General features: G+C 70.0%; 15 protein-coding genes and 1 tRNA gene. 9 read left to right on the top strand and 7 right to left on the bottom strand.

The annotated features are described in order from the left end of the window. Positions 1 to 72, bottom strand: a tRNA-Gln gene (locus ACIGJO_RS28340). 89 nt (positions 73 to 161) lie between these two features. Continuing rightward, the gene (locus ACIGJO_RS28335) at positions 162 to 884 is read right to left on the bottom strand and encodes an HAD family hydrolase (RefSeq protein WP_399962848.1); all 723 of its coding nucleotides are present in this window, start codon (positions 882 to 884) and stop codon (positions 162 to 164) included. 183 nt (positions 885 to 1,067) lie between these two features. Here ACIGJO_RS28335 and ACIGJO_RS28330 point away from each other — a divergent pair, with 183 nt between their 5' ends. Continuing rightward, entirely contained in the window at positions 1,068 to 1,283 is a 216-nt protein-coding gene (locus tag ACIGJO_RS28330; RefSeq protein WP_399962846.1) for a hypothetical protein, read from the top strand. A gap of 78 nt (positions 1,284 to 1,361) precedes the next feature. Here the strand turns inward: ACIGJO_RS28330 and gltX are convergent, their stop codons facing one another. From gltX to ACIGJO_RS28315, 3 genes are all read right to left on the bottom strand, one after another. Then, on the bottom strand, positions 1,362 to 2,834 hold the full coding sequence (gene gltX / locus ACIGJO_RS28325) for a glutamate--tRNA ligase (RefSeq protein ID WP_399962844.1): 1,473 nt from the start codon (positions 2,832 to 2,834) through the stop codon (positions 1,362 to 1,364). Next, positions 2,827 to 3,612: a fumarylacetoacetate hydrolase family protein gene (locus tag ACIGJO_RS28320; RefSeq protein ID WP_399962842.1), complete on the bottom strand. Its 786-nt coding sequence runs from the start codon at positions 3,610 to 3,612 to the stop codon at positions 2,827 to 2,829. The genes gltX and ACIGJO_RS28320 overlap by 8 nt, the downstream gene beginning before the upstream one ends. Positions 3,613 to 3,716: 104 nt before the next feature. Beyond that, positions 3,717 to 3,899 carry a hypothetical protein gene (locus ACIGJO_RS28315; protein ID WP_399962839.1) on the bottom strand — a complete coding sequence of 61 codons (183 nt, stop codon included), beginning with the start codon at positions 3,897 to 3,899 and terminating at the stop codon, positions 3,717 to 3,719. A 578-nt stretch (positions 3,900 to 4,477) separates the two neighbouring features. On the opposite strand from ACIGJO_RS28315, the gene ACIGJO_RS28310 reads away from it, so the two are divergent. The 8 genes from ACIGJO_RS28310 to ACIGJO_RS28275 all read left to right on the top strand — a co-directional run bounded on the left by ACIGJO_RS28310 (position 4,478) and on the right by ACIGJO_RS28275 (position 15,172). Continuing rightward, the gene (locus ACIGJO_RS28310; protein ID WP_399962837.1) at positions 4,478 to 8,353 is read left to right on the top strand and encodes a nitrate- and nitrite sensing domain-containing protein; all 3,876 of its coding nucleotides are present in this window, start codon (positions 4,478 to 4,480) and stop codon (positions 8,351 to 8,353) included. A 9-nt stretch (positions 8,354 to 8,362) separates the two neighbouring features. After that, positions 8,363 to 8,776 carry a roadblock/LC7 domain-containing protein gene (locus ACIGJO_RS28305; protein ID WP_006127850.1) on the top strand — a complete coding sequence of 138 codons (414 nt, stop codon included), beginning with the start codon at positions 8,363 to 8,365 and terminating at the stop codon, positions 8,774 to 8,776. Positions 8,777 to 8,910: 134 nt separating this feature from the next. Further along, positions 8,911 to 9,318 (top strand): DUF742 domain-containing protein, encoded by a 408-nt coding sequence (locus ACIGJO_RS28300; RefSeq protein WP_073726950.1) that lies wholly within the window; start codon positions 8,911 to 8,913, stop codon positions 9,316 to 9,318. Then, a complete protein-coding gene (locus ACIGJO_RS28295; RefSeq protein ID WP_073213974.1) occupies positions 9,299 to 9,880 on the top strand; it encodes an ATP/GTP-binding protein in 582 nt (193 codons plus the stop codon). Before ACIGJO_RS28300 ends, ACIGJO_RS28295 begins: the two co-directional genes overlap by 20 nt. 346 nt (positions 9,881 to 10,226) lie before the next feature. Further along, positions 10,227 to 13,433: a nitrate- and nitrite sensing domain-containing protein gene (locus ACIGJO_RS28290; RefSeq protein WP_399962835.1), complete on the top strand. Its 3,207-nt coding sequence runs from the start codon at positions 10,227 to 10,229 to the stop codon at positions 13,431 to 13,433. Between the two features lie 10 nt (positions 13,434 to 13,443). Next, positions 13,444 to 13,857 (top strand): roadblock/LC7 domain-containing protein, encoded by a 414-nt coding sequence (locus ACIGJO_RS28285; RefSeq protein ID WP_399963105.1) that lies wholly within the window; start codon positions 13,444 to 13,446, stop codon positions 13,855 to 13,857. 90 nt (positions 13,858 to 13,947) lie between these two features. Continuing rightward, positions 13,948 to 14,610: a DUF742 domain-containing protein gene (locus ACIGJO_RS28280; protein WP_399962833.1), complete on the top strand. Its 663-nt coding sequence runs from the start codon at positions 13,948 to 13,950 to the stop codon at positions 14,608 to 14,610. Beyond that, positions 14,591 to 15,172, top strand: coding sequence for an ATP/GTP-binding protein (locus tag ACIGJO_RS28275; protein ID WP_014048542.1), 582 nt, complete (start codon positions 14,591 to 14,593; stop codon positions 15,170 to 15,172). Before ACIGJO_RS28280 ends, ACIGJO_RS28275 begins: the two co-directional genes overlap by 20 nt. Positions 15,173 to 15,298: 126 nt before the next feature. Here ACIGJO_RS28275 and ACIGJO_RS28270 read toward each other — a convergent pair whose 3' ends face one another. After that, positions 15,299 to 15,502 carry an acyl-CoA carboxylase subunit epsilon gene (locus ACIGJO_RS28270; protein WP_266924207.1) on the bottom strand — a complete coding sequence of 68 codons (204 nt, stop codon included), beginning with the start codon at positions 15,500 to 15,502 and terminating at the stop codon, positions 15,299 to 15,301. A gap of 65 nt (positions 15,503 to 15,567) precedes the next feature. Next, positions 15,568 to 16,647 (bottom strand): acyl-CoA carboxylase subunit beta (locus tag ACIGJO_RS28265; RefSeq protein ID WP_399962830.1); only part of this gene is annotated, 1,080 nt, incomplete at its 5' end.

Raw genomic sequence — 16,647 nt, 5'->3', positions numbered from 1 at the left:
CTGGGCTACCAGGACTCGAACCTAGAATGACGGTACCAGAAACCGTAGTGTTGCCAATTACACCATAGCCCACTGAAAATCAACCCCTGGTGGGGGTTTCATTTCTGTGTTGCGCTTCCCGGCCGGATCTTTCGGCCCGTTCGGGCGGCGCAGGAAGAACATTACCCGAAGGTGTCCGGCGCTCCAAAACGGGTATTGCCCGCCAGCAGCCCGGGAAGCTGATCGAGCCCGGTGATCCGCACAAGATCCTCCCGCCCGCCCCTCCCGCGCCGGTCGAGCCAGATCCCCGTGAGCCCGGCGGCGACCGCGCCGCTCGCGTCGATGTCCGGCTCATCACCCACGTACGCCACCTCCCGCGGGGCGAGCCCGAGCTCCTCGCAGGCCGCGTGGAAGGCGCCGGCCTGCGGCTTGGAGATGCCCAGCTCGACGGCGCACACCACGGCCTCGAACCGGTCCCGCACCCCGAGCGCGGTCAGCTTGCGGTGCTGGTTGTGGATGCTGGAGTTCGTCAGGACGGCGTGCCGGTAGTCGTGCGCCAGCCGGTCCAGTACGGGCACCACATCGGGGAAGAGCGCCCAGGCGGCCTCGTAGTGCGCCGCGTGCCTGCCGAACCACTCGTCGGCCTCGGCGTCCTCCATCGTGTCCCGCGAGAGGAAGTCGCGGATCCGGTCGCGCCGCTGCTCCAGGAAGTCGGCCTCGCCGGCGGCGAACCGCGCCCAGTGCACATCGGTCACCGCCCGCCACCCGTCGAGGGCCTCCGCGACGGAGCCGTACCCGTCGGGCAGACCCTCGCGCTCCAGGTGCTGCCGCATTCCGGTGCGGTCCGCGCCCGAGTAGTCGAAGATCGTGTCGTCGATGTCCCAGAGAACCGCTCGGATCGGCATGGGGCGAGATTAGCCGGGAGGCCGGTGGCGGGCCAGACCGTCACCCGGCGCGCGGCACCTCGCGCCGGGGCGCCAGGAGCGCGCACCGTACGCCCAGGCCAGCTCTTCCACCGCATCGCGTGCGGTGCGGCTGATTCCGCGTACCCCGGCCCTGCGCGCCCGCCTCCTGGAGCACCAGGCGCGGTGGCACGAGGCCCTCGCGGCGGAGCCGGCACGCCGCTGGGGGCACGGGCCGGGGCCGGTCTCTCTCCGCCGCTCGCCGCCGGGATGGCGCCGACCGCCTTCGGCACCGTGCTCCAGCGGTGGAGCGAGCGCGGGGGCGCCGAGGACCCGGCGGTCCCGACCGACCGGGCCTTCGCCGTCATCGCCCCGGCGCTGGACGCTCCCGTCCGGCCGTGAACGCCGACGGGGTGGCCGCTCCCCCGGGAGCGGCCACCCCATGCGCCGTACGTTCGTGCCTTCGTGCCTTCGTGCCAGTTACGCGGCCAGCCTGGCCAGCGCCGCGTCCACCCGGGCGAGGGTCTTCCCGCGGCCGAGGATCTCCATGGACTCGAAGAGCGGCAGACCGACCGTGCGGCCGGTGACGGCCACGCGAACCGGGGCCTGGGCCTTGCCGAGCTTGAGGCCGTGGGCCTCGCCCGCGGTGAGGACGGCGTTCTTCAGCGCCTCGGCGTTCCAGTCGGCGGCGGCCAGGTTGGCGCGGGCCGTGGCCAGCAGGGCGTCGGAGCCCTCCTTCATCGCCTTGGTCCAGGACGCCTCGTCGTTCACCGGCTCGTCGAGGAAGAGGAAGTCGACGTTGTCGGTGATGTCCGAGAGGACGGTGACCCGGGTCTGGGCGTGCGGGGCGATCTCCGCGAACTTCTCCGCGTCGAAGGACTCCGGGGCCCAGGGGGCGAACGGCGCCTTGAGCCAGGGGCCACAGGCCTCGGTGAAGGCCTTCACATCGAGCTTGCGCACATGCTCGGCGTTGATGTGCTCGCACTTCTTGAGGTCGAAGCGGGCCGGGTTGGCGTTGACGTCCTTGATGTCGAAGGCCGCGACCATCTCCTCGATGGTGAAGATGTCGCGGTCCTCGGCGATCGACCAGCCCAGCAGCGAGAGGTAGTTCAGCAGCCCCTCGGGGAGGAAGCCGCGCTCGCGGTAGAGGTTGAGCGAGGCCTGCGGGTCACGCTTGGAGAGCTTCTTGTTGCCCTCGCCCATGACGTACGGGAGGTGACCGAAGGCGGGGGTGTCCTTGGCGATGCCCAGCTCGATCAGCGCGCGGTACAGGGCGATCTGGCGCGGGGTGGAGGAGAGCAGGTCCTCGCCGCGCAGGACGTGGGTGATCTCCATCAGCGCGTCGTCGACCGGGTTGACCAGCGTGTAGAGCGGGGCGCCGTTGGCGCGGACGATGCCGTAGTCCGGCACGTTCTCCGGCTGGACGGTGATGTCGCCGCGGACCAGGTCGGTGAAGGTGAGCGCCTCGTCGGGCATCCGGAAGCGGACGATGGAGGTGCGGCCCTCGGCCTCGTACGCGGCGATCCGCTCGGCCGTGAGGTCGCGGCAGTGGCCGTCGTAGCCGGACGGCTTGCCGGCCGCGCGGGCGGCGTCGCGCCGGGTGTCGAGCTCCTCGGTCGTGCAGTAGCAGTGGTACGCGTGGCCGGCGGCGAGGAGCTTCTCGGCGACGTCCTTGTAGATGTCCATGCGCTGCGACTGGCGGTACGGGGCGTGCGGGCCGCCGATGCCGGGGCCCTCGTCCCAGTCGAGGCCGAGCCAGCGCATCGAGTCGAGCAGCTGGTCGTACGACTCCTCGGAGTCGCGCGCCGCGTCGGTGTCCTCGATACGGAAGACCAGGGTGCCCTGGTTGTGCCGGGCGAAGGCCCAGTTGAAGAGAGCTGTCCGGACCAGGCCCACATGGGGGTTGCCGGTCGGGGAGGGACAGAAACGTACGCGGACGGGTCCGTTAACCACGCTTGATCACCTTGTTGGTGAGAGTGCCGATGCCTTCGATGGTGACGGCGACCTCGTCGCCGACGTGCAGGGGTCCGACCCCCGCGGGAGTTCCGGTGAGGATCACATCGCCCGGGAGCAGTGTCATGGCCTCCGTGATGTGGACGACCAGATCCTCGATCGAGCGGACCATGTCGCTCGTACGGCCCAGTTGCCGTTGCTCGCCGTTGACCGTCGCCTGAATGGTGAGGTCGTGGGGGTCGAGGCCGGTCTCCACCCAGGGGCCCAGCGGACAGGAGGTGTCGAAGCCCTTGGCCCTGGCCCACTGCTTCTCGCGCCGCTGGACATCACGCGCGGTGACGTCGTTGGCGCAGGTGTAGCCGAAGATGACGTCCTTGACGCGCTCGCGCGGAACTTCGCGGCACATGCGGCCGATGACCACGGCCAGCTCGGCCTCGTGGTGCAGCTCGTCGGAGAAGGAGGGGTACTCGATCGCGTCGCCCGAACCGATCACGGAGGTGGTGGGCTTGAAGAAGGCGACCGGGACATCCGGGACCTCGTTGCCGAGTTCGGCGGCGTGCTCCGCGTAGTTGCGGCCGATGGCCACGACCTTGTTGGGGAGCACGGGGGGCAGCAGCCGCACCTTGTTCAGCGGGACCTTGGTTCCGGAGAGCTCGAAGTCGGCGTACGGAATGCCCTTGATGATGTCGAGGACGAGGTCACCGGATTCCACGGTGCCCTGACCCTCGACGGCGCCGAAGGCGACATTGCCGTCGATGGAGAACCTGGCGATGCGCACGGGATGCTGTCGCCCCTCACTTGCTGGCTGACTGAAGACTGACGCTCCAGGCTAACGCGGGTGAGGGGGACAGCCGCGCCGATTTCTCCGGGGCCTCGGCCCGCCTACTCCGCGGTCGTGGCCGGTGCGACCATCAGGATGGTGCGGCGCGGGTTGGCCGTCTGGGTGGGCAGGTCGACGGCGTGCTCCGGCCGCTCCGGCGTACGCAGCGCCCCGGCGTCCTTGAGGTGCGCCAGCGTGGTGCGCCGGGGGTTGGCAATGTTGCGGAACATCATCGTCGTCTTCATCTGCCGTCCGGACCTTGTCAGTGGGGGCGCCACCCGTAAGGGGCACCGGCTTGTCGGATTCGCCATCCGTGTAAAGCGTCAGGCTAAACATCCGATTCCCCGCAGAAGCACAGAAGAGACGACGATCATCATGTGAGTTTGCTCACGAACTTATCGACAATTTACCCATTTCAGGCGCCTGATCACGGCTCAGAAAACGGACATTGCACCACTGAATGAGCCATTCCGCTCCTGATCATGTCGACTGGGACACCCCTCGTTCGTGATCAAGTCATCCGCAATAGTCCGATTTAACCATGAACACTCTCCACTGCTTGTTACGCGTCAATCACAACGTGTCACCCGGGTGACGGCGTAGAACTTGGGCCTTGTTGGAGATCCCCCACTGTGCTGGAATTCCACGCACCGCCGCGGGTTTCAGGCCGGCGCGCAGGGGCGCAACGCAGCGCCGAGTGGCGGCGGAAGGGGGAGATCGCCGGTCACTCACGACCACCATGGGGCGCGTCCAGCGCTCCACGACGCCGACACCGTCCCGCCCGCCTGGCGGAGGGACGCCTGGTCCAGAGGTTGCGACGCTAGTGCAGGGACGTTTCAAGAGGGATGGCAGTGCTCCGGCGGAACAGGAGCCGCGCGGCGGGACCGACCGCGGTTCCTCCCCCCAGCACGCCCAGAACCCCGGGCCGGCCGCAGCCGGTGACAGCGGCGACCGCGCGCAGCGCTCGGGTTCGGCGACGAGCGGCAGCGCCGAGCCGGCCACTCCCCTCAAGCCCCGCGGCCCCGTCAACACCGGTTCGCGGGTGGCGCTCCGCAACTGGCGCATCAGCACCCGTCTGGTCTCCCTCCTCGCCCTCCCCGTCGTCGCGGCGACCACCCTGGGCGGACTGCGGATCAACGAGTCCATGACCGACATGCAGCAGCTGGAGCACATGCAGCTGCTGACCCGGATGACCAAGCAGGCGACGACGCTCGCCCAGGCGCTCCAGGTGGAGCGCGACCAGTCGGCCGGTCCGCTGTCCAACAAGTCGAAGGCCACCGACTACAAGGTCACCGAGCCCCGGAAGAAGACCGACCGGGCCAAGGACGCGTTCTTCGACGCCACGAACGCCATCGGTGACGCCCAGGGCGACGAGGCCCTCGAAGGCATTCACGCGAGCGTCGCGCAGATCGCCTCGCTGCTCGGCGACATCCGTACGATCCGCAAGACGGCGTACGCGGAGGGGTCCCCGAGTCTCAACACGATCGACCAGTACAGCCAGCTGATCACCTCGCTGCTGAGCCTCTCGCAGGACATGGCGCAGGCGACCAGCAACCCGGAGATGATCAAGCGGACCCGTGCGCTGGCGGCCTTCTCCTCCGCCAAGGAGTACGCCTCGGTCCAGCGCGCGATCATCGCCGCGGCGCTGCCCGGCGGCAGCGTCAAGGAGCCGCACCTCAACCCGAACGACCGGCAGTTCGGCCAGAACGCGCTCGCGAAGGAATCCCGCGCCCTCACGTCGTTCAACACGATCTACGGGACCACCGGCGACAGCGCCGCCGAGCTGACGGCGCCACTGGACAACGGCAACCCCGAGATCAACGCCGCGAACATGTACGCCAAGCGGGTCCTGGACACCACGTCCGGCATCGAGGGGACCAAGGTCCGCTCGTACCTCGACTGGTACGACCAGAGCTCCACCAAGATCAACGCGATGCAGACGATCGAGGCCACCCTCCTCAGCGACATGGAGGCCAAGGCCCGTGAGCTGCGCGAGGCCTCGCAGCGCGAGGCGATCGTCAACGGTGCGGTCATCCTGCTCGTGCTCGGTGTCTCGCTGGTCGGCGCCTTCGTCGTGGCGCGGTCCATGATCCGCTCGCTGCGGCGCCTCCAGGACACCGCTACGCGTGTTGCGCAGGACCGGCTGCCCGAGCTCGTCAAGCAGCTCTCCGAGACCGACCCGCAGGATGTCGACACCTCCGTCGAGTCGGTCGGTGTGCACTCCCGGGACGAGATCGGCCAGGTGGCCGCGGCCTTCGACGACGTGCACCGCGAGGCCGTCCGGCTCGCCGCCGAACAGGCGCTGCTGCGGGGCAACGTCAACGCGATGTTCACCAACCTCTCGCGCCGTTCGCAGGGCCTCATCCAGCGTCAGCTCTCGCTCATCTCCGAGCTGGAGTCGCGCGAGGCCGACCCGGACCAGCTGTCCTCCCTCTTCAAGCTCGACCACCTCGCGACCCGCATGCGCCGTAACGGTGAGAACCTGCTGGTCCTCGCCGGTGAGGAGCCCGGCCGCCGGTGGACCCGCCCGGTGCCGCTGGTCGACGTGCTCCGTGCCGCCGCCTCCGAGGTGGAGCAGTACGAGCGCATCGAACTGGCCGCGGTGCCCGCCACCGAGGTCGCGGGCCGCGTCGTCAACGACCTCGTGCACCTGCTCGCCGAGCTGCTGGAGAACGCGACGTCGTTCTCCTCGCCGCAGACGAAGGTCCGGGTCACCGGTCACGCGCTGCCCGACGGGCGGGTGCTCGTCGAGATCCACGACACCGGTATCGGACTCTCCCCCGAGGACCTCGCGGCGATCAACGAGCGGCTCGCCGCTCCGCCCACCGTGGACGTCTCGGTCTCCCGCCGCATGGGTCTGTTCGTGGTCGGCCGGCTGTCCCTGCGTCACGGCATCCGGATCCAGCTGCGGCCCTCCGACTCCGGTGGCACGACCGCGCTGGTCATGCTGCCCGTCGATGTCGCGCACGGCGGCAAGCAGCCCGTGCCCAAGCAGGGCCCCGGTCAGCACTCCGGCGCTCCCGGCGCCCCCGGCGGCCTGCTGGCCGGTTCGGGTGCGGGCAACGGTGCGGGCAACGCCCAGCGTCCGGGCCTCGGCGGCGGTCCTTCCGCCCCGCCCGCGAAGGGCCTCGGGGCTGGTCCCGGCGCCCCGCGCGGACAGGTCGGCGCGGGCTCCGGTCCGCGGGCCGCGCTGCCCTCGCGCGACACCGGGCCGCGTCAGCCGCAGCCCCAGCAGAACGCCGACCAGCAGAACCCCGACCAGCGGAACAACGGGCCGCAGAACCCCGGCAGGCCGAACCAGGCCCCGCAGGGCGGTCCGCAGGAGTTCCCGCGCCAGGAGCCGCAGCGTCACGGCGGCGGTCTCTCCAGCGCCTTCGGCGGCGGGGCCCGGCTGGGCGCCCGCGGCAACCAGGGCGAGAACCCCGGCCGTACGGAATCGGGTCAGCCCAACCTGTTCGGCCACGGCGGTCCGGCTCCGCAGGGCCCGAACGCCCGGCAGGGCCAGTTCGCCCAGCAGGACGCCTTCGGCCAGGACCCCTTCGTCCAGGACCCGTTCGCGCAGCAGGGCCAGCACGGTCCCGCCGCACCCCGGCCGCAGCAGCCCCACCAGGAGCAGAACGGCCCCGGCGGCCAGGGCGGTCTCCAGCAGCCCGGCGGCCCCGGCCGTCAGCTGCCGCCGCCCGGCGGTCCGCGTGCCGAGCTGCCCGGGGGCAACCCGCAGCCGCAGCGCCCGCAGGCCACCAGCTGGGGCGTCGAGGAGCAGGGAGCGCCGCGGCACAACCCGCTGGACGCGCCGCGCGGCCACGAGGAGCCCGAGTCCACCGGCCAGTTCGCCCGCCCGGCCGGCCCCGGCCAGAACGCCGGGCCGGGCCGGAACCAGCCGTTCGACGCGCCGCTCGCCCGGCGGCCCCCGATGGACGACCGGCAGGGGCCGGGCGCCACTTCCGAGTTCGCCCGTCCGGACTTCTCGGCACCGCAGTCGCCCCAGGCACCGCAGTTCCCGCAGGCGCCGCAGGGCCAGGACCCGGCGAGCACCGCGCAGTTCGCGCGGCCGGACTTCAACGCGCCGCGCCCGCCGGAGCAGGGACAGCCCGCACCGCGTCAGCGTGGCCGGGACGACAACGACTTCGGCGTACCGCGCCCGTCGGCGTCTCCCGCCGGTGAGGCACCGCACCGTCCGATGCTGCCGCAGCAGCCTCAGCCGGAGGCGCTGCCGCCGGCCGGTCCGGGAGACGGACGTACTCCGCTGTACGACACGCTGGAGACGAACTGGTTCCACGGCCCGCAGCAGGGTGGCCAGCAGCCGCCCGCCGCCGAGCCGCAGGCACCGGCCGCTCCGGACGCCGGGGGCCCCGTTCCTCCGATGCCCCGGCGCGAGGGGGCCGACAACGGCGCCGCCAGTTCCTGGCGTCCCTCACCCAACGACGAACTCGTCCGGCAGGCCGAACGGGTCAAGAAGCCCGCGGCGGGCGGAGTCACCACCTCCGGACTTCCTCGCCGTGTACCGCGTGCCAATTTGGTGCCGGGCACCGCTCAGCAGCAGAATCACCAGACCGGACCTCAGGTTTCGCGTGCGCCCGATGACGTGCGCGGGCGTCTGACCAATCTCCGCCGGGGCATCCAGCAGGGTCGGCAGGCCAACAACGGCCAGTCGACCGGCAGTTTCCAACTCGGCCCCACTCACCAGCAGGAGCGTTAGTTGAGCCCCATGAGTCAGGCCGCGCAGAATCTGAACTGGCTGATCACGAACTTCGTGGACAACACCCCCGGGGTGTCGCACACGGTGGTGGTCTCCGCCGATGGACTGCTGCTCGCGATGTCGGAGGGTTTCCCGCGCGACCGCGCCGACCAGCTGGCGGCCGTCGCCTCCGGTCTGACGTCGCTGACCGCGGGTGCCTCCCGGATCTTCGAGGGCGGTGCCGTCAGTCAGACGGTGGTGGAGATGGAGCGCGGATTCCTCTTCCTGATGTCCATCTCGGACGGTTCCTCACTGGCCGTTCTCGCCCACCCGGACGCCGACATCGGTCTGGTCGGGTACGAGATGGCCCTCCTGGTCGACCGTGCGGGCACCGTGCTCACGCCCGACCTCCGCGCCGAGCTCCAGGGCAGTCTGCTCCACTAGGCGGCCATGCAGCGGATTCCAGACACGATCCCCTCAGGTACTTCCCACAACCCTCACCCGTCCGGCCGCCACAGCCCCCTCACCGGCCCCATCCGACAGCAGGCCGACCCCCTGTCGTCACGCCCGGAGGACTCATGACCCCGCCACCCGCCTCACACGATCCGTACGGCGCACTGCATCACGCGTCGTACGACGGTGAAGGCGACCAGCCGCTGGTACGTCCGTACGCCATGACCGGTGGCCGGACCCGGCCGCGCTACCAGCTCGCCATAGAGGCACTGGTCAGCACCACGGCCGACCCGGCGCATCTGGGAACACTGCTCCCCGAGCACCAGCGGATCTGCCACCTGTGCCGTGAGGTCAAGTCGGTGGCCGAGGTGTCGGCGCTGCTGTCCATGCCGCTCGGCGTGGCCCGCATCCTTGTCGCGGACCTGGCGGAAGCCGGCATGGTGGCCATCCACCAGCCGGGTAATGGAGAGGCCGGCGGCGCGCCGGATGTGACACTGCTCGAAAGGGTGCTCAGTGGACTTCGCAAGCTCTAACGGCGGTACGGGCCGTGCCACCACCTCGGCGAAGATCGTGGTGGCGGGCGGTTTCGGCGTGGGCAAGACCACGTTCGTCGGAGCCGTTTCGGAGATCAACCCGCTGCGCACCGAGGCCGTGATGACGTCCGCTTCCGCGGGCATCGACGACCTGACCCACACCGGGGACAAGACCACCACCACGGTGGCCATGGACTTCGGCCGCATCACCCTGGACCAGGACCTCATCCTGTACCTCTTCGGCACCCCCGGACAGGACCGGTTCTGGTTCATGTGGGACGACCTGGTCCGCGGCGCCATCGGCGCCGTCGTCCTCGTCGACACCCGCCGCCTCGCCGACTGCTTCCCCGCCGTCGACTACTTCGAGAACAGCGGCCTCCCCTTCGTCATCGCCCTCAACGGCTTCGACGGACACCAGCCCTACACCCCCGACGAAGTACGCGAAGCACTCCAGATCGGCCCCGACGCGCCCATCATCACGACGGACGCCCGCCACCGCGCGGACGCCAAGAGCGGTCTGATCACCCTGGTCGAGCATGCCCTGATGGCCCGTCTGAAGTAGACGTAAGTCGTTACCGGCATACGGAAGTTGCTGTAGTCACGCGGGGGCGACCTGTGTCCTTTGACACGATCCGCCCCCGCGTTCATAACGTTTCGACAGAGAATTGCCCACGAAACAACACCCGACGCATCCGACCGGTGCCACTGCGCTCACATGAGCCCCGCCTTTTGACGGGGCTCGCTCTTTATGCCCGTTTTATCTGAGGCCTGGACCACTCGGAATGGCCGATTCCGACTGTTTGGAACGTGGCCGGTCCCCGTGCTGCAATGCGACGAACTAGCGAGTAGTACGGCCCTGAACGAAATCCGGCACAGCGTGGGTGCCGACGCCGAGAGGTTGTTGGTCAGTGAGGCGAAGCAACGAGGGCTCCGCGGCGCAGCCCGAGCGGGGGAACTTCACCCCGCCGCCGCGTGCCGCGGCGGCGCCCGCGACCGCTCCCGAGCCGGCCGGCAGCACCAGCCGGCTGGCCCCGCGCAACTGGCGGGTGGCCACCCGGCTGAACGCCATCCTCCTCATCCCCGTACTCGTCGGCCTGGTCATGGGCGGCTTCCAGGTGAAGGCGTCGGTCGACACCTGGAGCGAGGCGCAGGACGCCGAGAAGACCGCCCTAGTCGTGCGCGCGGCCTCGGACTACGGGCAGGCGCTGCTCGACGAGCGTGACCTCACCGCGCAGCCGCTGCTGTCCGACGAGCGCTCCGCGGCCGTCGTCGAAGAGGCCCGTGCCACCACGGAGGAGGCCCGGACCGCGTTCGACGCCGCCGTGAGGAACATGCCCGCGAAACAGGGCCTGGAGCGTCGCCTCAAGCTCTTCAAGGCCGAGGAGCCCAAGCTTCCCGGGCTGCGCAAGGCCGCCTACTCCGCGGCGCTGGACCCGGTGAAGACCGAAGAGGGCTACACCCAGGTCCAGCACTCGCTGATGGAGTTCTCCAACGAGCTCGGACTCGGCACCGGCAACATCACCAGCTACGGCCGCACCGTCTACGCGGTCGAGCTGGCCAAGGCTGCAGAATCGCTTCAGCGCTCCATCGGCATGCATCTGCTGGTACGTCCCAGCCAGCGCCCCGGCACCTTCGACGAGCAGGTCACGGCCTTCGGCTCGTACAACTACCTGGAGCAGATCGCGCTCGGCGAGTTCAACTCGGGCGGCACCCAGGCGGATGTGGACCGGCTCAAGGAGGTCATGGCGGGCAAGGCCGCCGAGGGCGCCAAGCAGATCAGAACCGCCGAGGCCGAGGCGAAGGCGGCGGGCAAGCCGTTCGTGGCACCGCCGAGCATCGACGGGTCGGTCTTCGACGGCATGGCCGAGGAGATCGGCCGGGGCCAGACCCCCGAGAAGCTGAAGGCGAAGGGAATCACGCCCGAGACCTGGATGGCGGCCGCCACGGCCAAGTTCGAGGGTTACGCCACGGTCGAGGACGAGCTGGTCGACAAGGCCGTGACCGAGGCGGCGGACATCTCCGCCGGGGCGAAGAGGGACGCCATCGTCAACGGCGCCGTCGTGGTCGTCGCGCTGCTGGCCGCCTTCGTGCTGGCCGGGCTCATGGCCCGGCAGATGAGCCGCTCGATGCGCCGGCTGCGTACCGCCGCCTTCGGCATCGCCGAGCAGCGGCTGCCGATGCTGGTCGACCAGCTGTCGCGGACCGATCCCGGCCGGGTCGACACCCGGGTCCAGCCGATCCCGGTCAACACCCATGACGAGATCGGCGAGGTCGCCCGCGCCTTCGACCAGGTGCACCGCGAGGCGGTCCGGCTCGCCGCCGAGCAGGCCATGCTGCGGGGCAACGTCAACGCGATCTTCACCAACCTCTCGCGCCGCAACCAGTCGCTCATCGAGGGCCAGCTGACCCTCATCACCGGCCTGGAGAACAACGAGGCCGACCCGGACCAGCTGGAGAGCCTGTTCAAGCTGGACCACCTGGCGACCCGGATGCGCCGCAACGGCGAGAACCTCCTCGTCCTCGCGGGCGAGGAGCCCGGCCGCCGCTGGAACCAGCCGGTGCCGCTGGTCGACGTGCTGCGCGCGGCCTCCTCCGAGGTGGAGTCCTACGAGCGCATCGAGCTCACCGGCGTCCCGGAGAGCGAGATCCACGGCCAGGCCGTCACCGACCTGGTGCACCTGCTGGCGGAGCTGCTGGAGAACGCCACCACGTTCTCCTCGCCGCAGACCAAGGTCCGCGTCAACGCGACCCGGCTGCCGGACGGCCGGGTGATGGTCGAGATCCACGACAAGGGGATCGGGCTCACCCCCGAGGACTTCGCGGACATCAACCACAAGCTGGCCAACCCGCCGACCGTGGACGCCGCGGTGTCCCAGCGCATGGGCCTGTTCGTGGTCGGCCGGCTCTCCGACCGGCACGGCATCCGGGTCCAGCTGCGCCCCTCCGGGGAGCAGGCCGGGACCACCTCGCTGGTCATGCTCCCCGATGCCATCACCCACGGCGGCGGCGGCGAACCCGGTGCCGCACAGGGCGACTTCACCGTCTCCTCGATCATCCCCGAGCAGCAGTCCTTCCCGGCCGCCCCGCAGCAGCCGCAGATCCGTACGGCGGCCGAGCTCGGCTTCGACGATTCGCGGTACGAGGCACCGGAGGACCCGGCGCGGCTGGACCCGGTCAACCGCTCGCTGATGCGGGAGGAGCGCCGTGCCGCGCTGGAGTCCCCGCAGCCGCAGGACCAGGCCCAGCAGCCGTACGCGCAGGGCCCGTACGCGCAGGAGCAGTACGGCCAGGACCAGTACGGCCACGAGCCGTACCCCCAGGGGCAGTACGCGCCGGAGCAGTACGCGCAGGAGCCGGGGCACTCCGGCTACGAGGAGGGCTCCCACGAGAGCTCCTACGAGCAGTACGGCACCGGGGACGGCTACCCGCACCAGGCACAGCAGCCCTTCCGGTCCCCGGGAGAGGGCTATGCGGAGGACGCATATGCGACGTCGTACGGCTCCGGGAACGACCAGCCCCACCAGGACGACTGGCCTGATCAGAGCGGGTACCAGGGCACTTATGAGCCGGTTGCCCAGCTCGAAGCGGAATCTCTTCCCAGCGCCCCCGCGGAACCTCAGGAGCGCGTAGGCTTCGATCGTCCGGGGTCTACCCCGAACGACGGCCACGAGCTGACCGAAGCCGGTCTGCCGCGCCGGGGCGGCCAGCAGCACTGGCAGCCCACCGGCCGCGGAAACGGTCAGCCCGTCGCAGCCCGGCAGCAGCCGCAGCCGCAGCAGGAACAGCCGCAGTCGCAGCCGCCGCAGGAGCAGCAGGCCGCGCAGGCGGACGGGGACGGCCCGGACGACTGGCGCTCGACGAACGATGAGCGCTGGGAGCGGGCCGAGAAGCTCCGTGAGCCGAAGGCGGGCGGGATCACCCCCTCCGGTCTGCCCCGGCGTGTACCCAAGGCCAATCTGGTCGAGGGCACGGCGGAGCAGACCCAGCAGGGCGGCCCACAGGTCTCCCGCGCCCCCGAGGACGTCCGTGGCAGGTTGAGCAACCTGCGACGCGGCATCCAGCGGGGACGCAGCGCGGGGTCGGACACAAGTAATACCTACAACCAGGAGCGTTAGTGTGAGCCCGATGAGCCAGGCGGCGCAGAATCTCAACTGGTTGATCACCAACTTCGTGGACAACACCCCCGGGGTGTCGCACACGGTGGTGGTCTCCGCCGACGGACTCCTGCTGGCCCTGTCCGAGGGATTCCCGCGCGACCGCGCCGACCAGCTGGCGGCCGTCGCCTCCGGTCTGACGTCGCTGACCGCGGGTGCCTCCCGGATCTTCGAGGGCGGCGCCGTGAATCAGACCGTTGTGGAGATGGAGCGCGGATTCCTCTTCCTGATGTCCATCTCGGACGGTTCTTCCCTTGCTGTCCTTGCCCACCCGGATGCCGATATCGGTCTGGTCGGGTACGAAATGGCCCTTCTGGTCGACCGCGCGGGGGGTGTGCTGACCCCCGACCTCCGGGCAGAGCTCCAGGGAAGTCTTCTTAACTAGTAGACAGACAGTGCGTTTCTCGCCACCGCGCCATAAAGTGCGGTGGCGCGGCCCCACTGGGATCGGCGACCGGCAGTCGGAGGAGGAGACGTGGCAGCACCCACACACGGGCACCCGTATGACGGTGGCCGGCGGGTTCCGGGTGAGCACGGTGACAACCGGTTCAACTTCCCCTCCGCACCCAGCAGACAGGGTGCGCAGCCGCCCCGCCGGGAGCAGCCCTACCAGCCGTTCCCCCCGTCGTACCAGCAGCCGCAGCAGCAGCCCTGGAACGCGCAGGGGTCCGACTGGCCCCCGCAGCACCCGGGTTCGGGGTGGCCCCAGCAGGCCCCTCAGGCCCGGCAACCGCAACAGCCCCGCATTCAGCCGGTGCAGCCGCAGCGGGCTTCCGAGCCCGCCGCGCACTCCGGGCCCAACCCGCTGGTCCGTCCGTACGCCATGACAGGCGGCCGGACCCGGCCGCGCTACCAGCTCGCCATAGAGGCACTGGTCAGCACCACGGCCGATCCGTCCCGGCTGCAAGGGCAGTTGCCCGAGCACCAGCGGATCTGCCGGCTCTGCATCGAGATCAAGTCGGTAGCCGAGATTTCGGCCCTTCTCTCGATCCCCCTCGGCGTTACCCGGATCCTCGTCGCCGACCTGGCCGAGGCGGGACTCGTCGCTATTCATCAGCCCGGCGGCGACGAGGCCGTCGGCGGTCAGCCAGATGTGACACTGCTCGAAAGGGTGCTCAGTGGACTTCGCAAGCTCTAGCGGCGGAGCGGCCCGCTCCACTACCTCGGCGAAGATCGTGGTGGCAGGGGGCTTCGGCGTGGGTAAGACCACGTTTGTCGGTGCCGTTTCGGAGATCAATCCGCTGCGTACCGAAGCCGTGATGACGTCCGCTTCCGCGGGCATCGACGACCTGACCCACACCGGGGACAAGACCACCACCACGGTGGCCATGGACTTCGGCCGCATCACCCTGGACCAGGACCTCATCCTGTACCTCTTCGGCACCCCCGGACAGGACCGGTTCTGGTTCATGTGGGACGACCTGGTCCGCGGCGCCATCGGCGCCGTCGTCCTCGTCGACACCCGCCGCCTCGCCGACTGCTTCCCCGCCGTCGACTACTTCGAGAACAGCGGCCTCCCCTTCGTCATCGCCCTCAACGGCTTCGACGGACACCAGCCCTACACCCCCGACGAAGTACGCGAAGCACTCCAGATCGGCCCCGACACCCCGATCCTCACCACGGACGCCCGCCACCGCGCGGACGCCAAGAGCGCGCTCATCACCCTGGTCGAGCACGCCCTGATGGCCCGTCTGCGCTGACGGTCCCGGCCGCAGCACGCGAAAGCCCCGCACTCCAGGAGTGCGGGGCTTTCGCGTGGACCGTGGAACACGCGCCGGGAGGCCGTGGGGGCGGCAGATGCCCCGGTGGCCTCTCAGCGGCCGTTCTCAGCCCTGCCAGCTGTGCGGGGCACGGAATCCGGGGGTGCGCTCCAGACGGCGCCATCCGGCGGTGTCACGGCCCCGGTGGGCGGGAGCGGCGGAACGGGCCGCGGCGCGGGCGAGCAGCACCGCGGTGATGGCCGCGAGCTCCTCGGGGTCCGCCTGGCCCTTCTCGACGCGCAGCACTGACTCGGCAGGGGTGAGGCTCATAGGGGTGTCTCCGTCTTCTCGGCAGGGTTTCCGTGGACTCCGGCGGCGGGCCGCCGGAGCGGTGCCTACTGCGGCGGGTTGCCGTGCTTGCGGGACGGCAGGTCGGCGTGCTTGTTGCGGAGCATCGCGAGCGAGGCGATCAGCACCTCGCGGGTCTCGGCGGGGTCGATGACGTCGTCGACGAGACCGCGCTCCGCGGCGTAGTAGGGGTGCATCAGTTCGGCCTTGTACTCCTTGACCATGCGGGCCCGCATGGCCTCGGGGTCCTCGGCGTCCGCGATCTGGCGGCGGAAGATGACGTTGGCGGCACCTTCGGCGCCCATCACGGCGATCTCGTTGGTGGGCCAGGCGTAGGTGAGGTCGGCGCCGATGGACTGGCTGTCCATGACGATGTAGGCGCCTCCGTAGGCCTTGCGCAGGATCAGCGAGATCCTGGGCACGGTGGCGTTGCAGTACGCGTAGAGGAGCTTCGCGCCGTGCCGGATGATCCCACCGTGCTCCTGATCGACGCCGGGCAGGAAGCCGGGTACGTCCAGGAGAGTGATGATGGGAATGTTGAACGCATCACACATCTGGACGAATCGCGCGGCCTTCTCGGACGCCTCGATGTCCAGGACCCCGGCCAGCGACTGCGGCTGATTGGCCACGATGCCGACGACGGCGCCGTCCATACGGGCCATGGCGCAGATGATGTTGGTGGCCCAGCGTTCGTGGATCTCCAGGTAGTCGCCGTCGTCGACGAGTTCCTCGATGACCTTGTGCATGTCGTAGGGGCGGTTGCCGTCGGCGGGGACCAGGTCCAGCAGGACGTCGCCGCGCCGGTCGGCCGGGTCGCCGGTCGCGGCCGCGGGCGGGTTCTCCCGGTTGTTGGACGGCAGCATCCCGATCAGGTACCGGACCTCGGCGATGCAGGTCTCCTCGTCGTCGTACGCGAAGTGCGCGACGCCCGAGGTCTCCGCGTGCACGTCCGCGCCGCCCAGACCGTTCTGGGAGATCTCCTCACCGGTGACCGCCTTCACCACGTCCGGACCCGTGATGAACATCTGCGAAGTCTCACGGACCATGAACACGAAGTCCGTCAGCGCCGGACTGTAGGCGGCACCCCCCGCACACGGGCCGAGCATCACACTGATCTGCGGGATGAC

The organism is Streptomyces sp. NPDC079020 (genome assembly GCF_044542225.1).
Classification (GTDB): domain Bacteria; phylum Actinomycetota; class Actinomycetes; order Streptomycetales; family Streptomycetaceae; genus Streptomyces.
Note: the sequence above shows the minus strand (reverse complement) of the source record. Positions and strands in the feature narration are given on the sequence as shown.

Excerpts from the sequence above, each read along its gene's own strand:
- ACIGJO_RS28315 (WP_399962839.1), bottom strand. The coding sequence starts at position 3,899 with ATGAAGACGACGATGATGTTCCGCAACATTGCCAACCCCCGGCGCACC.
- ACIGJO_RS28270 (WP_266924207.1), bottom strand. The coding sequence starts at position 15,502 with ATGAGCCTCACCCCTGCCGAGTCAGTGCTGCGCGTCGAGAAGGGCCAG.
- ACIGJO_RS28305 (WP_006127850.1), top strand. The coding sequence starts at position 8,363 with ATGAGTCAGGCCGCGCAGAATCTGAACTGGCTGATCACGAACTTCGTG.
- ACIGJO_RS28300 (WP_073726950.1), top strand. The coding sequence starts at position 8,911 with ATGACCCCGCCACCCGCCTCACACGATCCGTACGGCGCACTGCATCAC.
- ACIGJO_RS28335 (WP_399962848.1), bottom strand. The coding sequence starts at position 884 with ATGCCGATCCGAGCGGTTCTCTGGGACATCGACGACACGATCTTCGAC.
- ACIGJO_RS28285 (WP_399963105.1), top strand. The coding sequence starts at position 13,444 with ATGAGCCAGGCGGCGCAGAATCTCAACTGGTTGATCACCAACTTCGTG.